Genomic DNA, 14,985 nt, shown 5'->3' with positions numbered 1-14,985 from the left:
GTGCCGCAGCGCTCTGCTGCGGCATAATTTTAGCGCCCGCCGGCGGCATCAATAATGCTGCCGGTAATGTAAGAGGCGGCATCGCTGGCTAACCAGACGATGGCTTCTGCAATTTCTTCGGCATAACCGCCGCGCCCCATTGGAATTCCGCTGGCGAGCCGGTCGACTCTGCCCGGCTCGCCCCCGTCCGCATGCATCTCGGTGTAGATCATCCCCGGACGTACGCCATTGACACGGATTCCCTGCTGAGCGACTTCCAGCGACAGGCCTTTGGTCATCGTATCCATCGCGCCTTTCGATGCTGCGTAATCGACATATTCATTTGGCGACCCCGTGCGGGCCGCAGCAGACGACACATTAACAATGCTACCGCCCTGCCCGCCATGATGGATTCCCATGCGCCGGACGGCTTCCCGACTGCAGAGAAAGGGGCCAAGCACGTTGGTGGCAAAAACCTGCTGAATACGCGAGGCATCCAGTTGCTCAAGGCGACATTGCTGGAACAGTATGCCGGCATTATTCACCAGCAGCGTGAGCGGCAGATCTTCCTGATCCAGCCGCTGAAACAGCGACATCACCTGCGCTTCATCACTGATGTCGGCCTGAACGCTAAAAGCCTCACCGCCCTGACGCACTATCTCATCCACAACCTGATGGGCCTCACTGGCGCGTGAGCGGAAATTTACCGCCACCCGGTAGCCTCGGGACGCCAGTAAGAGGGCCGTCGCGCGACCAATGCCGCGACTGCCGCCGGTAACGAGTGCGAGTTGCATGGCTGTCTCCATAAAAAAGGGCCGAAAATCGGCCCTCAGAAATAAATGCGTTAACCTGACTTAAGCATAGTCGCTCATCGGCACACACGAACAGAACAGGTTACGGTCGCCAAAGACATCATCCAGGCGCTTGACCGTCGGCCAGTATTTATTGTGTCCGCCTGCCGGGAACACGGCCAGCTCACGGCTGTAGGGATGCGACCATTCTCCGATGACTTCCGTTTGCGTATGAGGCGCATTGACCAGAGGGTTATCCTCAAGTGACCACTCTCCCTGCTCAACCCGACTGATTTCCATGCGAATCGCCAGCATGGCATCAATGAAACGGTCCAGTTCGATTTTGCCTTCCGATTCTGTCGGTTCCACCATGAGCGTTCCGGCTACCGGGAATGACATGGTCGGCGCATGGAAGCCATAGTCGATCAGGCGTTTAGCAATATCCAGCTCACTGATACCGGTTTGCTCTTTTAACGGACGAATATCGAGAATACATTCGTGCGCCACACGACCATCGCGTCCTGCGTAAAGAATGGGATAGGCCGATTTCAGGCGGCTGGCAATATAGTTAGCGTTAAGGATCGCGACCGAACTGGCCTGCTTTAGTCCTTCTGCCCCCATCATGCGGATATACATCCAGCTGATAGGCAGAATGGATGCGCTGCCAAATGGCGCAGCGGAGACGGCGCCCTGCTGCGTCAGCATGCCATCAATCTGCACCACGCTGTGTCCCGGAACAAACGGGGCCAGATGGGCTTTCACGCCGATCGGTCCCATTCCCGGGCCGCCACCGCCGTGCGGTATGCAGAAGGTTTTGTGCAGGTTGAGATGCGAAACATCTGCGCCGATGTAGCCTGGCGTGGTGATGCCCACCTGCGCATTCATGTTGGCACCATCAAGGTAAACCTGACCACCGTGCTGATGCACGATCTGGCACACCTCACGGATGGTTTCTTCATAAACACCGTGGGTGGAGGGATAGGTCACCATAATGCATGACAGTTTATCGCCGGCCTGAGCCGCTTTTTCACGCAGGTCGCCAAGGTCGATATTGCCCTGTTTGTCACAGGCTACCACCACGACATCCATGCCTGCCATCTGCGCTGAGGCCGGATTGGTGCCGTGCGCCGAGCTGGGAATCAGGCAAAGATGACGTTCACCTTCACCGCGGCTTTCGTGGTAACGACGAATCGCTAACAGTCCGGCATATTCCCCCTGCGCACCCGAGTTAGGTTGCATGCAGAGGGCATCGTAACCGGTCAGTTGAACCAGCCACTGTGAAAGCTGCCCAATCATTTGCAGGTAGCCGCCAGCCTGTTCTGCCGGGCAGAACGGATGCAGTTCGGCAAATTCAGGCCAGGTGATGGGGATCATCTCGGCGGCCGCGTTGAGTTTCATGGTGCAGGAACCCAGCGGAATCATCGCCTGATTCAGTGCCAGATCTTTTTTCTCCAGGCTGTGCATATAGCGCATCATCTCAGTTTCACTGTGATGACGGTTAAACACCGGATGAGAGAGAATTTCACTTTTACGCTGCTGCCCGGCCGGAACCGACTGGCTGTCAGCCGCCACCTGGCTGTCGAGTTGGTCGATATCCTGACCGTGTTCATCACCCAGCAGAATAGCGAACAGCGTGCTGATGTCTTCACGGCGCGTGGTTTCATCCAGTGTGATGCCGACTGCATTATGAATGTCGCTACGCAGGTTAACGCCAAAACTCAGCGCACGGTTAAGCACGCCCGCTTTATCTGCAACCTCTACCGTCAGCGTGTCAAACCAGTGGCTATGACGCAGTTTCAGCCCACCACGCTGGAGTCCGGCAGCCAGAATATCGGTGAAGCGATGGATACGCGACGCAATACGTTTCAGTCCAACCGGCCCGTGGAACACCGCATACAGCCCCGCGATATTGGCCAACAGCACCTGTGAAGTACAGATGTTGGAGTTGGCTTTTTCACGACGGATATGCTGCTCGCGGGTTTGCATCGCCATACGCAGGGCGGTATTGCCTGCCGCATCGCGGGAAACGCCGATAATACGGCCTGGCATAGAGCGCTTGTGCTCGTCGCGGCTGGCGAAGAAGGCGGCATGAGGCCCTCCATAGCCCATTGGCACACCAAAGCGTTGGGCGGAACCAAATACAATGTCCGCCCCTTGTTTGCCCGGCGACTCAAGCAGCACCAGCGCCATAAAGTCGGATGCCATGCTCACCACCACCTTGCGCGCTTTCAGCTCGCTAATCAGGTGGGTAAAGTCGTGTACTTCTCCGGTGGTGCCGACCTGCTGTAGCAGCACACCAAACAGGTTGTCGTGATCCAACGCTTTGGCCGGACTATCGATAATCAGTTCAAAGCCAAAGGTTTCGGCGCGGGTACGCACCACATCCAGCGTTTGTGGATGAATATCGTCAGCGATAAAGAACCGGTTGGCATTTTTCAGTTTGCTGATGCGTTTTGACATCGCCATCGCTTCAGCGGCGGCGGTGGCTTCGTCCAGCAGTGAAGCGGAGGCAATGTCCATGCCGGTCAGATCAATCGTGACCTGCTGAAAGTTAAGCAGTGCCTCAAGGCGGCCCTGCGAGACTTCTGGCTGATAGGGGGTATAAGCTGTGTACCAGCCCGGATTTTCCAGCATGTTACGCAAAATTACCGGCGGCGTGATCACCGCACTGTATCCCATGCCAATCCAGGATTTATAAAGCAGGTTTTGTCCGGCAATGGCCTTTAACTCAGCCAGCGCCTGTTGTTCAGTTGCGGCATCGCCGACAGCGGGCGGGCCTGGCAGCTGAATGTCGGCGGGGACGATAGAACCAATCAACGACGCCAGAGAGCTGGCACCGATCGCCTCCAGCATGACGGCCTGTTGTTCTGGCGACGGACCAATATGGCGCTCGATAAAGGCACCGTTGTGTTCAAGCTGGCTGAGAGTCTGAGTCATGAGCTGTAAATCCTGAATCGGGCTGGGGAACAGAGAATGCAAGTCAGATATGTGCGGCCCCGATAAGAGGCCGCACAACGATTACTCGTCGATGGAGGCTTTATAAGCATCCGCGTCCAGCAGCGAGTCAATTTCGGACTCATCGCTGGCTTTGATCTGGAATAACCAGCCACCGTCATAAGGCTCGCTGTTCACCTGTTCAGGGGAATCGTTCAGGGAATCGTTCACTGCCACAATTTCACCGCTGACGGGCGCATAAATATCTGAAGCGGCTTTGACCGATTCGGCGACGGCGCACTCTTCTCCGGCAGAGAAGGTGGCACCGACCTCAGGCAGGTCAACAAACACCATATCGCCCAGTAACTCCTGCGCATGTTCGGTGATACCAACGGTATAGGTACCGTCCGCATTTTTGCGCAGCCATTCGTGACTGTCGCGGTATTTCAACTCTGCTGGCACATTGCTCATCGCCATTTCTCCTGTAATTATATGTTACTGCGCAACCGGTTTTCCGGCGCGAACGAAAATCGGTTTAGTGACTTTTACAGGCATTTCACGGTTACGGATTTCAACAATCGCGTTCTCACCGATACCTGCCGGCACGCGGGCCAGGGCAATGCTATAACCCAACGTAGGGGAGAAAGAACCACTGGTGATCACACCCTGCTGCATCTGACCCTGTTGATCGGTAAAACGTACCGGCAAGCCGTTACGCAGTACGCCTTTTTCCGTCAGAATCAGCCCAACCAGTTTTTCAGTGCCCTTTGCTCGCTGGCTTTCCAGCGCTTCACGTCCAATAAAGTTGCGGTCAGTTGGCTCCCAGCTAAGCGTCCAGCCCATATTGGCCGCCAGCGGTGATACGCTCTCGTCCATTTCCTGACCGTAGAGATTCATGCCCGCTTCCAGACGCAAAGTATCACGTGCGCCCAGTCCCGCAGGTTTGACGCCTGCGCTCAGCAAGCGCTGCCAGAACGCGACGGCTTCGGCGGCAGGGAGCGCAATTTCATAGCCCGCTTCGCCCGTATAGCCGGTGGTGGCGATAAACAGCTCTCCGGCTTGTACGCCAAAGAAGGGTTTCATGCCCTGCACCGCCTGGCGCTGCGCATCGCTGAATAACGTTTGCGCTTTTTGCTGGGCCTGCGGGCCTTGTACAGCGATAAGCGCCAGATCGTCACGCTCTGTTAATGCGACGCCGTAACCCTGGGCATGTTCACTGATCCAGGCCAGATCTTTTTCACGCGTCGCGGAATTGACCACCAGACGGAAAAACGTCTCGTCCATAAAATAAACAATCAAATCGTCAATCACGCCACCGGAGGCATTCAGCATGCCGGTGTAGAGCGCTTTGCCCGGCTGGGTCAGTTTGGCGACATCGTTTGCCAGCAGGTAGCGCAGAAACTCGCGCGTGCGCTCACCTTTCACATCAACAATCGTCATATGCGACACATCGAACATGCCGGCATCGCTGCGTACGGCATGATGCTCATCCATTTGCGAGCCATAGTGCAACGGCATCATCCAGCCGTGGAAATCCACCATCCGCGCGCCATTTGCCTGGTGCTGTTCAAACAACGGTGTGTGCTGAGTCATAACCATCCTGTGCAGAAACGAGTGAGTTTGAAACCACGCCGCCATGTTGCCGACGCAAACGTTCTCTTTGCCTTGACGTTACCACCGAACCTGACGATTAACCATAAGCAAAGCGAGGTCGAAAGACGTTGCACAGCCTAACCAGGGAGAAAGGCAAACAGGACAAAAAACTGTAATTTTGTGATTAGCCACGCAATAAATACGCCATGGTGATTTATACGCAGCAATTTTATGCGCGAAGCCTGGCAGGATGTTAAAAAAATAGCGGGACGAAAAGGCTCAGGGATAAAAAAAAGTAATGCGAAACATCAGGCAAAATTAGAATAAATCAAATGAGGCGCAATCAGGGTGCAGCACTGCATTTTTATGGTGCAGTCGATTAAGGCGATAAAAAAAGCCAGCACGAATGCTGGCTTTTCTCTGCAGGATGGCGTTAGCGAAGCCACTCTGGCATATCATTCAGGCCCATTGCCTGGCGGAGCATTATCGGCTTTACGCCCGGCAGATTATCGGCTAATTTCAGGCCCAAATCGCGAAACAGCTTCCTGGCAGGATTGTTGCCTGCAAACAATTCACGGAAGCCCTGCATCCCGGCCAGCATCATTGCTGCACTGTGTTTACGACTGCGCTCATAGCGGCGCAGATAAAGGTGCTCTCCAATATCTTTGCCCTGCTGATGCAGGCGACGAATTTCGCCGATCAGCTCTGCGGCATCCATGAATCCCAGATTGACGCCCTGCCCTGCCAGCGGATGAATGGTATGCGCCGCATCGCCCACCAGCGCCAGTCGGTGAGCGGCAAAGTTACGTGCATAACGTGCCGTCAGCGGGAAACACTTGCGTTCCCCTTCCAGCTCGCACAGCCCCAGCCGCATATCAAACGCGACGGACAACTGTTGATTGAACAGCGACTCTGGCATGGCTTCCAGGCGGCTGGCTTCCTGGGGTGAAAGCGACCAGACGATTGAGCAAAGATGCGGATCCTGCATGGGCAGGAACGCCAGAATGCCATCGCCGTGAAAGACCTGACGAGCCACGCCGCCATGGGGCAAGGCTGTACGAATATTTGCCACCAGCGCATGGTGGTCGTAATCCCAGAAGGTCAGGGGAATGTCGGCTTTGTTACGCAACCAGGAGTTGGCCCCGTCCGCCGCAACCATCAGCCGCGCGCTCATCATGCTGCCATCTTGCAGCGTAATAAAGGCTTCATTATCGCCAAATGCCACTTGCTGTAGCTGTGAAGCCGCCAGTAACGTGACATCACTGCAGTTGCTGGCGCGCTGCCAGAGGGCGGTGTGGATCACGGGATTTTCGATGATGTGCCCAAGATGCGCCAGCCCCTGCTGCTCGCCATCAAATGCGATCGCGCCAAAGCTGTCACGCTCCCAGACTTCCATTGCCTGATAAGGGCTGGCGCGGAGGGACAAAATAGTTGACCAGACATCCAGCTTTTGCAAAAGACGTTCACTGGCCGCATTAATCGCGGATACGCGCACAGAGGGAGATGCGCCTGCATCAAATTGCGGCTCGGCCGACTGTTCCAGCACGGCAATGCGTAATCCGCTCCCTTGCAGACCGCAGGCCACTGCCAGCCCTACCATTCCGCCGCCAGCGATCACCACATCGTAAGTTTGCATCAGTGCCTCTCAGTTAACGCTTAACCCAGCCGAGCGTACGCTCAGCCAGAAGATTTCTCAGCCACGGCAGATGATCCATTGCCAGCAAGCCCAGGTTGCGCCCGACGACCAGCGGCGCATGACGATTAGCAAACAGACGTACCAGCCCGTCAGTGATGCCCACGGTAATGGCCCGGTCCTGTTGGCGACGTTGCTGGTAGTGCTGCAAAACCCCGTAGCTACCGGGATCTTGCTGCTGCCGATGTGCATTGGCCAGGGTTTCAGCCAGTGACATCACATCCCGCAGACCCAGGTTAAATCCCTGACCGGCTATCGGATGCAGCGTCTGCGCAGCGTTTCCGACGGTGACTACACGATGGGAAACCGCAGGATTGGCCTGCTGTAACGCCAACGGATAAACATCACGCTTGCCGGTATGGGTGAATTTGCCCAGCCGCCAGCCAAAGGCGCGCTGAAGCTGGCTGAGGAATACCTCGTCGTTCCAGCTTTCTACCTGCGGACGCTGCTCCAGCGGATGGCACCACACCAGCGACAGACGGTTGTTTGACATTGGCAGCAGCGCCAGGGGACCAAACTCGGTAAAGCGTTCAAATGCCCGGCCCTGATGAGGACGCTCACTGGTGACGTTGGCGATAAGCGCCAACTGCTGATAGGCCTCTGTCTGCCACTGAATGCCGCAGGCGGCAGCAACGGCAGAACGGGTGCCATCAGCGGCCACCAGTACCTCGCCTTCCAACTGCTCACCATTATCAAGCGTAACCTGCACGCGTTCCTGGGTACGGGCCACCTGAGTTACGCGTGACGGACAACGCAGTGTGACGCCAGGTGCCTGCTTAAGCTGCGTAAACAGCTGCTGTCCTACGTCGAATAACTCAACCACGTTCCCCAACGCGGGAATCGCATAATCGCTGGCGGCCAGGGATACAACACCGGCATGACCGCGATCGGAAACATGGATAGTGGTGATGGGTGTCGCACAGGGTGAAATACACTGCCAGAGATTGATATCAGCAAGTTGCTGGCAGGTGCCCGCAGACAGCGCGATCGCACGCCCGTCATAGCCCGGATGCGTGCGGCTGGCAGGTTCGCTGCTTTCAATCAGCGTCACGGGCAATGCGCCCTGTGTCAGGTGTGAAATCGCCAGCGCCAGCGTGGCGCCGGTCATGCCACCACCGGCGATAAGAATGGTCATACCGCGCGTGCCGCCGCCATCAATGCCTCAATGGCATCGGGATCTTTCACAACGCTGTCGGTAAGATTCTCGTTACCGTTTTCAGTAATCACGATGTCATCCTCAATGCGGATGCCGATACCGCGGTATTCCACAGGCACATCCGCATCTGGCGCGATATACAGCCCCGGCTCAACCGTGATAACCATGCCCGGTTCCAGGATACGATCGCGGCTTGGCGTGCCGTAGTGCCCCACATCGTGGACATCCAGACCTAACCAATGGCCCAGGCCGTGCATAAAGAATTTGCGATGCGCGTCTTCGGCGATAAGTGCATCCACCTCGCCCTGCATTACGCCCAGCTCAACCAGTCCAGTGACCATAATGCGCACGACGTCATCATTAACCTCGCGGATGCTGACGCCGGGACGGAATCGGGCGAGTGCCGTTTCTAAAGATTTGAGTACGATATTGTAGATAGCCCGCTGCGGCGGGCTGAACTTGCCATTAACCGGAAAAGTACGGGTAATATCGCCCGCATAACCCTGTAATTCGCATCCCGCATCAATGAGCACCAGGTCGCCATCCTGCATCTCACACTCATTTTCGGTGTAGTGCAGAATGCAGCCGTTTTCACCGGCGCCTACGATAGTGTTGTAAGACGGGAAGCGCGCACCGTGACGGTTAAATTCGTGATGAATTTCGCCTTCAAGATGATATTCAAACAGGCCTGGACGACAGGCTTGCATGGCGCGAGTATGTGCCAGCGCACTGATCTCGCCTGCGCGACGCAACAGCGCAATTTCTTCAGGGCTTTTAAACAGGCGCATCTCATGCACCCAGGGACGCCAGTCAGTCAGGCTAGCCGGTGCACTCAGATTCTGGCGAAAGCCTTGACGCAGTTTATCCAGCGCACTAAACACCAACTTGTCAGCCTCAGCATACTGGCCCTGCGAGTGATACACCTCATCCAGACCGTTCAGCAGCAGGTGGAGTTGTTCACCGATATCGTTCCATGGCAGAGCACGATCCACGCCCAGTTTAGCGGGCGCCGCATCCTGTCCCAGACGGCGGCCAAACCAGATTTCTGCAGTCAGGTCGCGCACACGATTAAACAGCACGCTGTGATTGTGGTTCTCATCACTTTTGATCAGTACCAGTAACGCCTGCGGCTCATTGAAGCCGGTGAAATACCAGAAGTCACTGTTCTGACGGAACGGATATTCACTGTCGTTACTGCGTGTTACTTCAGGCGCGGCAAAGATTAACGCTGCGCTGCCCGGAACCATTTTCGCTAACAGCGCCTGACGGCGCTGCTGGAAATTTTCCAGTGAAATCATGTCTGCACTCCCTGTTGAACTCAGATATCTGGCTTAGTGTAGCGTTGGCTTTTGTACTTCTGGTGCGGTCGGTTGCGGGCGCGTGAAGGTATCGTGACAGAGTAGCGCAGCAACGCGAACATACTCGATCACCTCTTCCAGCGACTGCTCGAGTTCTTCCTGATCTTCGTCTTCGTCATAGCCAAGCTGAGCAATCGTGCGCAGATCGTCAATGGCCTCACCCGTTTCGCCGGTGACCTTATCCAGTTTAGGCTGGGTTACGCCCAGGCCAAGTAAAAAATGATTCACCCAGCCCGCCAGAGCATCAGCACGGTCAAACACCGTGATGTCATCATCGCCAGGCAGCATCAGTTGAAAAAGAAAGCCATCGTCCTCAAGCGCAGTAGCAATGCTGGCATGCAGAGACTGCAGTGGCTGGGACAGCGTTTGCGAAAAAGCCATGCCTTCATTCGCGAGATCATGGACCAGCGTTTTCCAGCTGTTATCCTGATTACCGCCACACAGGATGCCGCTAAGCAATCCGTGCATTTCCGCGGGCGTCATACCGACGCCGTGGTGTGAGAGCGCCGCCGCCAGCGCGTTGTAATCGGGGGTTGCGTTCTGTGAAGACATCATTTTTCATCGTCGTTGGCTGTAAGAGTTCGTGGTATGCTACCACTAGCTGCCTCAAGGTTTCCAGAAAAGGGGTTGTATCTTATTTCTCAGGTCTATATAGTTGCCCGCCTCCCAGGCCATTGAAGGCTAAGGGGAATGGCGAGCCAGGTAATCAGTCAGGAAGGTGGCATGTCTGCACAACCGGTAGATTTACAAATTTTTGGTCGTTCTTTGAGAGTAAATTGTCCGCCTGAACAGCAAGATGCGCTGAACGCGGCAGCAGAAGATCTCAATCAACGGTTGCAAGATTTAAAAGTTCGCACTAGAGTCACAAATACAGAGCAACTGGTGTTCATTGCCGCGTTAAACATTTGCCATGAACTGGCACAAGAGAAAGGTAAGACGCGTGACTATGCTGCTAATATGGAACAACGAATCCGTATGCTACAGCAGACAATTGAACAGGCATTAGTTGAGCAAGGTCGCATAACCGATCGCGAGGATGCGAAGTTCGAATAACACTTCATGGTCGCTGTGCTACACTGACGGTGAAGTAAATTTTCTCTGAGATGTTTGCAAGTGGGCCAGTCCCCTGAGCCGATATTTCATACCAACAGAATGTGACGCTCCGCAACCTGTGAGCATGCTCGGTCCGTCCGAGAAGCCTGATGGTTGCGACGGCATGTTCACCTTGAACCAAGGGTTCAAGGGTTACAGCCTACGGCGGCATCTCGGAGATCTCCTTTCTGGTAGTACTGCTTTATCTCCCACCAGGCATGATATAATGCGTCGCTCAAACGACCTTGTCTGGGGGAAACCATGTCAGAACCCTCTTTGCTACCGCGACAGGACATCCGTCAGCATGTTCGTCATTTACGTCGCGCACTCAGCCCCGAACAGCAACACGCTGCAGCCGATCAGCTTGCGGAACACGCGATTAACGTTGCGCCGATTGCCGACGCCAGCAACATAGCGCTGTTTTTGTCTGTCGATGGCGAAATCAATACGCGACCACTTATCGCGAAGCTGTGGCAGCAAAACAAACGGGTTTATCTGCCGGTTCTGCATCCCTTTGCTGCCGGTCATTTGCTTTTTCTTCGCTATACGCCGGAAACACAGTTAATCCAAAATAAGCTGCGCATTCCCGAACCTCCGCTCGATATCCGCCATCTGGTTACACTTGATAAACTGGACGTAATGATGGTGCCGCTGGTGGCATTTGACCGCACCGGGCAGCGTTTAGGCATGGGCGGCGGTTTCTATGACCGCACCTTACAGAACTGGAAACAGCACGCGTTCCGACCGATTGGGGTTGCCCACGATTGTCAGTTGGTTGATGTGCTGCCTGCTGCGGCCTGGGATATCCCCCTGCCCGCGGTACTGACGCCGTCTAAACTCTGGCTATGGGATGAATAAACCCAGGCACGCTCGTGCGCCTGGGTTTATGACAGCGATGGATTAGTAAAGCAGACGGGCGCGGATAGTACCCGGAATAGCCTTCATGAGCTGCAGGGCTTTCTCAGCCAGTTCATGCTCGGCGTCAACGTCAATCACCACATAACCCATCATCGGCGAGGTTTGCAGGTACTGAGCGGCAATATTGATGCCCTGCTCAGCAAAGATCTGGTTGATCGCGGTGAGGACGCCTGGGCGGTTCTCATGTATATGCAGCAGACGACTGGCGCTCACGCCGTGCATCGGCAATGAAACTTCAGGGAAGTTAACGGCGGACAGCGTTGAACCGTTATCCGAGTATTTAGCCAGCTTACCTGCGACTTCAATACCAATATTTTCCTGCGCTTCTTCGGTAGATCCACCGATATGCGGCGTCAGGATAACGTTGTCGAATTCGCTCAGTGGTGAAATGAACGGATCGCTGTTGGTCGCAGGCTCGACCGGGAATACGTCAATAGCGGCTCCGCCAACCTGCTTACTTGCCAGCGCGTCACACAACGCCGGAATATCCACTACGGTGCCGCGTGAGGCGTTTATCAGCAACGTGCCGGGTTTCATCTGCGCCAGTTCATTGGCAGAGATCATATTTTGCGTGGAGGCGGTTTCAGGTACATGCAGGCTGACGACATCGCTCATGTTCAGCAGTTGCGTCAGGCTACGAACCTGTGAAGCGTTGCCGAGCGGCAGTTTGTTTTCAATATCGTAGAAATAAACGTGCATGCCCAGGCTCTCAGCCAGCACGCCCAGTTGCATACCGATATGACCATAGCCAATAATGCCGAGCTTTTTACCGCGCGCTTCAAATGAGCCCTTGGCAATTTTATTCCAGACGCCGCGGTGCGCCTTCGCATTCGCTTCCGGTACACCACGCAGCATCAGCAGCATTTCGCCAATAACCAGTTCGGCAACAGAGCGCGTATTGGAGAAAGGCGCATTAAACACCGGGATACCGCGCTTAGCGGCCGCATTTAAATCAACCTGGTTCGTTCCGATGCAGAAACAGCCCACAGCCACCAGTTTTTCTGCAGCGGCAAAAATCTCTTCGGTCAGTTGGGAACGGGAACGGATACCGATAAAATGCGCATCGCGAGCGGACGCTTTCAACGCCTCGGCATCCAGTGCGCCTTTGTGGAATTCAATATTGGTGTAACCTGCAGCACGGAGGTTTTCCAGCGCACTCTGATGGACACCTTCCACCAGCAGGAACTTAATTTTGTCTTTTTCCAGTGATACCTTTGCCATTTCCCAACCCTATTCAGAATTCAACGAGGACTGAACGCCGCCAGCCGTCTGTCAAAATATCAAAAAAATCGCCTGCGGCAATACAAACGATTGCCTGCCCGTCAGCATGGCCGGGCTCAGAGGGCGCACTTTGCCAGACAAAATCATGGGTTGGCCGCATCGGAAAGAACGAACCCGCTGCCGATGACGGTTATGTGACATAAGTCACCAAATTTTGACCTGGTAAGAAAAGTTTTTTAAATCAAAAAAAAGCGGGCGCCGTTCAGCGCCAGGCGCATTATTTTTTGAGAGTTTTGACGCCGTCCGGCCCACCAATCAGTGCAACGTCTGCGCCGCGCGTCGCAAACAGCCCAACGGTGACCACACCGGGCAAGGCGTTGATGGTTTTTTCCAGCTCAATGGGATTGAGAATACGCAGATTGTGCACATCAAGAATGATATTGCCGTTGTCGGTCACTACATTCTGACGATATTCAGGTAAGCCCCCCAACTTCACCAGTTCACGCGCAACATAACTGCGCGCCATCGGGATGACTTCAACCGGTAGCGGAAAGCGTCCAAGCACATCCACTTCTTTGGATGCATCGGCGATGCAGATAAACTTTTTGGCCACTGCAGCGACGATTTTCTCACGCGTCAGCGCAGCGCCACCGCCTTTAATCATCTGCATTTGTGGGTTAATTTCATCGGCACCATCGACATAAATGGCCAGGTCATCGATTTCGTTCAAATCAAACACCTGAATGCCCAGGCTTTTCAGCTTTTGCGTTGAGGCTTCGGAACTGGAAACGGCACCTTCAATCTGATGTTTAATGCTTGCGAGCGCATCAATAAAGTGGGCGGCAGTAGAACCTGTTCCAACACCGACGATTGTCCCGGGCTGGACATAATCAAGTGCAGCCCAACCAACAGCTTTTTTCAGTTCATCCTGGGTCATGATATGTTTAGAACCTGTGCGATAAGGAATTGCGCGTAGTATAAAGCAAGGCTTGCTGAAAATGCTCGGATGCATTGGGCGGATTTAATGCTTTGGAAGCCAGCCCACAAAAATTTCCCCGACATTGCCGTTGGCACTTTTGTGGCATAGTGACGTCCATCCTGAAGGAGAGAGAAAAATAATGAAACGCCCTGACTACAGAACGCTTCAGGCGCTGGACGCAGTGATACGTGAACGCGGCTTCGAACGTGCCGCGCAAAAGCTGTGCATTACGCAATCTGCCGTATCGCAGCGCATTAAACAGCTGGAAAACCTGTTTGGTCAGCCGCTGTTAGTTCGCACCGTGCCGCCTCGCCCTACCGAGCAAGGTCAAAAACTGCTTGCGCTGCTGCACCAGGTTGAGTTGCTGGAGGAAGAGTGGCTGGGCGATGAAATCAGCGGGACAACGCCGCTGCTGCTGTCGCTGGCGGTGAACGCCGACAGCCTGGCAACCTGGCTGTTGCCCGCATTAAAAGACGTACTGGCCGATTCGCCGGTGCGCCTGAACCTTCAGGTTGAGGATGAAACCCGCACTCAGGAACGCCTGAGACGAGGCGAAGTGGTTGGCGCAGTGAGTATCCAGCCCCAGCCGCTGCCCAGCTGTCTGGTGGATCAACTGGGTGCCCTGGATTATTTGTTTGTGGCCTCAAAGGATTTCGCAGATCGCTTTTTCCCCAACGGCGTAACGCGTTCCGCCCTGCTTAAAGCGCCAGCGGTGGCCTTTGATCATCTGGATGATATGCATCAGGCCTTCTTGCAGCAGAACTTTGATTTATCTCCGGGCAGCGTTCCCTGCCATATCGTCAACTCATCCGAAGCGTTTGTGCAGATGGCGCGGCAGGGATCGACCTGCTGTATGATCCCTCACCTGCAGATTGAACGCGAACTGGCAAGTGGCGAGCTCATCGATCTCACGCCGGGGCTGTATCAACGTCGGATGCTGTACTGGCACCGTTTTGCGCCAGAAAGCCGGCTGATGCGTCGGGTAACGGATGCGCTGATTGCCCATGGCCATCGGGTGCTACGTCAGGATACGGCGGAATAGCGGGCGGTCGACAGATCATAAAAGCGCTAAAGGCCAGGAAAAACGAGCTGGCTGAAGGTTGTGTGCCAAACGTCTAATCTTTGCCGCCGCAAAAGTTGGGCGTTGCGGTGAGAAGGTGTAGTTGTGAAAGCGGCACGGCGTTAATGGCCGTCAGGGCATTTTTCAGAAGGCAATACGCAGCGCTGAGCAGAGGGAATCCACTAGCATTTACCCGCAAGGATGCGGGTAA

Annotated in this window: 13 protein-coding genes and 1 other RNA gene; 4 read left to right on the top strand and 10 right to left on the bottom strand. The window is 54.9% G+C overall.

The genetic code is table 11. The features are described from left to right. Positions 1 to 29: 29 nt before the first annotated feature. The 8 genes from QNH99_RS04745 to QNH99_RS04710 form a co-directional block, all read right to left on the bottom strand. Complete coding sequence (locus QNH99_RS04745) at positions 30 to 773, bottom strand: SDR family oxidoreductase (RefSeq protein WP_410517361.1); 744 nt, start codon at positions 771 to 773, stop codon at positions 30 to 32. Between the two features lie 60 nt (positions 774 to 833). Beyond that, positions 834 to 3,707, bottom strand: coding sequence for an aminomethyl-transferring glycine dehydrogenase (gcvP, locus tag QNH99_RS04740; protein ID WP_096011779.1), 2,874 nt, complete (start codon positions 3,705 to 3,707; stop codon positions 834 to 836). Positions 3,708 to 3,788: 81 nt separating this feature from the next. After that, positions 3,789 to 4,175, bottom strand: coding sequence for a glycine cleavage system protein GcvH (gene gcvH / locus QNH99_RS04735; protein ID WP_063880811.1), 387 nt, complete (start codon positions 4,173 to 4,175; stop codon positions 3,789 to 3,791). A gap of 24 nt (positions 4,176 to 4,199) precedes the next feature. Continuing rightward, a complete protein-coding gene (gene gcvT, locus QNH99_RS04730; protein ID WP_109717001.1) occupies positions 4,200 to 5,297 on the bottom strand; it encodes a glycine cleavage system aminomethyltransferase GcvT in 1,098 nt (365 codons plus the stop codon). 433 nt (positions 5,298 to 5,730) lie between these two features. Further along, on the bottom strand, positions 5,731 to 6,933 hold the full coding sequence (ubiI, locus tag QNH99_RS04725) for an FAD-dependent 2-octaprenylphenol hydroxylase (RefSeq protein ID WP_096011781.1): 1,203 nt from the start codon (positions 6,931 to 6,933) through the stop codon (positions 5,731 to 5,733). Between the two features lie 13 nt (positions 6,934 to 6,946). Next, on the bottom strand, positions 6,947 to 8,125 hold the full coding sequence (ubiH, locus tag QNH99_RS04720; RefSeq protein ID WP_410517360.1) for a 2-octaprenyl-6-methoxyphenyl hydroxylase: 1,179 nt from the start codon (positions 8,123 to 8,125) through the stop codon (positions 6,947 to 6,949). Then, entirely contained in the window at positions 8,122 to 9,444 is a 1,323-nt protein-coding gene (gene pepP / locus QNH99_RS04715; protein WP_410517359.1) for a Xaa-Pro aminopeptidase, read from the bottom strand. Before pepP ends, ubiH begins: the two co-directional genes overlap by 4 nt. A gap of 33 nt (positions 9,445 to 9,477) precedes the next feature. After that, positions 9,478 to 10,056 carry a YecA family protein gene (locus QNH99_RS04710; protein WP_063880815.1) on the bottom strand — a complete coding sequence of 193 codons (579 nt, stop codon included), beginning with the start codon at positions 10,054 to 10,056 and terminating at the stop codon, positions 9,478 to 9,480. Between the two features lie 171 nt (positions 10,057 to 10,227). On the opposite strand from QNH99_RS04710, the gene zapA reads away from it, so the two are divergent. The 3 genes from zapA to QNH99_RS04695 all read left to right on the top strand — a co-directional run bounded on the left by zapA (position 10,228) and on the right by QNH99_RS04695 (position 11,454). Next, positions 10,228 to 10,557 carry a cell division protein ZapA gene (zapA, locus tag QNH99_RS04705; RefSeq protein WP_063881246.1) on the top strand — a complete coding sequence of 110 codons (330 nt, stop codon included), beginning with the start codon at positions 10,228 to 10,230 and terminating at the stop codon, positions 10,555 to 10,557. 39 nt (positions 10,558 to 10,596) lie between these two features. After that, a non-coding RNA gene (gene ssrS / locus QNH99_RS04700) (6S RNA) lies at positions 10,597 to 10,780 on the top strand. A 77-nt stretch (positions 10,781 to 10,857) separates the two neighbouring features. Then, positions 10,858 to 11,454, top strand: coding sequence for a 5-formyltetrahydrofolate cyclo-ligase (locus QNH99_RS04695; protein WP_410517358.1), 597 nt, complete (start codon positions 10,858 to 10,860; stop codon positions 11,452 to 11,454). A gap of 42 nt (positions 11,455 to 11,496) precedes the next feature. Here QNH99_RS04695 and serA read toward each other — a convergent pair whose 3' ends face one another. Next, positions 11,497 to 12,735: a phosphoglycerate dehydrogenase gene (serA, locus tag QNH99_RS04690; RefSeq protein ID WP_410517357.1), complete on the bottom strand. Its 1,239-nt coding sequence runs from the start codon at positions 12,733 to 12,735 to the stop codon at positions 11,497 to 11,499. 277 nt (positions 12,736 to 13,012) lie between these two features. Then, positions 13,013 to 13,672, bottom strand: a complete 660-nt coding sequence (gene rpiA, locus QNH99_RS04685; protein WP_109716997.1) for a ribose-5-phosphate isomerase RpiA — start codon at positions 13,670 to 13,672, stop codon at positions 13,013 to 13,015. A 181-nt stretch (positions 13,673 to 13,853) separates the two neighbouring features. Between rpiA and QNH99_RS04680 the strand changes: the two genes are divergently transcribed. Next, a complete protein-coding gene (locus tag QNH99_RS04680) occupies positions 13,854 to 14,756 on the top strand; it encodes a LysR family transcriptional regulator ArgP (protein ID WP_063880819.1) in 903 nt (300 codons plus the stop codon). Positions 14,757 to 14,985 lie beyond the last annotated feature (229 nt).

Source organism: Pantoea allii (assembly GCF_046529425.1).
Lineage (GTDB): Bacteria > Pseudomonadota > Gammaproteobacteria > Enterobacterales > Enterobacteriaceae > Pantoea > Pantoea allii.
This window is presented reverse-complemented; position numbering and strand designations above follow the sequence as displayed.

Bases quoted from the DNA above. Each gene is read 5' to 3' on its own strand.
- rpiA (WP_109716997.1), bottom strand. From the start codon at position 13,672: ATGACCCAGGATGAACTGAAAAAAGCTGTTGGTTGGGCTGCACTTGAT.
- gcvP (WP_096011779.1), bottom strand. From the start codon at position 3,707: ATGACTCAGACTCTCAGCCAGCTTGAACACAACGGTGCCTTTATCGAG.
- QNH99_RS04745 (WP_410517361.1), bottom strand. From the start codon at position 773: ATGCAACTCGCACTCGTTACCGGCGGCAGTCGCGGCATTGGTCGCGCG.
- serA (WP_410517357.1), bottom strand. From the start codon at position 12,735: ATGGCAAAGGTATCACTGGAAAAAGACAAAATTAAGTTCCTGCTGGTG.
- zapA (WP_063881246.1), top strand. From the start codon at position 10,228: ATGTCTGCACAACCGGTAGATTTACAAATTTTTGGTCGTTCTTTGAGA.
- gcvH (WP_063880811.1), bottom strand. From the start codon at position 4,175: ATGAGCAATGTGCCAGCAGAGTTGAAATACCGCGACAGTCACGAATGG.
- gcvT (WP_109717001.1), bottom strand. From the start codon at position 5,297: ATGACTCAGCACACACCGTTGTTTGAACAGCACCAGGCAAATGGCGCG.
- QNH99_RS04695 (WP_410517358.1), top strand. From the start codon at position 10,858: ATGTCAGAACCCTCTTTGCTACCGCGACAGGACATCCGTCAGCATGTT.
- ubiI (WP_096011781.1), bottom strand. From the start codon at position 6,933: ATGCAAACTTACGATGTGGTGATCGCTGGCGGCGGAATGGTAGGGCTG.
- QNH99_RS04680 (WP_063880819.1), top strand. From the start codon at position 13,854: ATGAAACGCCCTGACTACAGAACGCTTCAGGCGCTGGACGCAGTGATA.
- QNH99_RS04710 (WP_063880815.1), bottom strand. From the start codon at position 10,056: ATGTCTTCACAGAACGCAACCCCCGATTACAACGCGCTGGCGGCGGCG.
- pepP (WP_410517359.1), bottom strand. From the start codon at position 9,444: ATGATTTCACTGGAAAATTTCCAGCAGCGCCGTCAGGCGCTGTTAGCG.
- ubiH (WP_410517360.1), bottom strand. From the start codon at position 8,125: ATGACCATTCTTATCGCCGGTGGTGGCATGACCGGCGCCACGCTGGCG.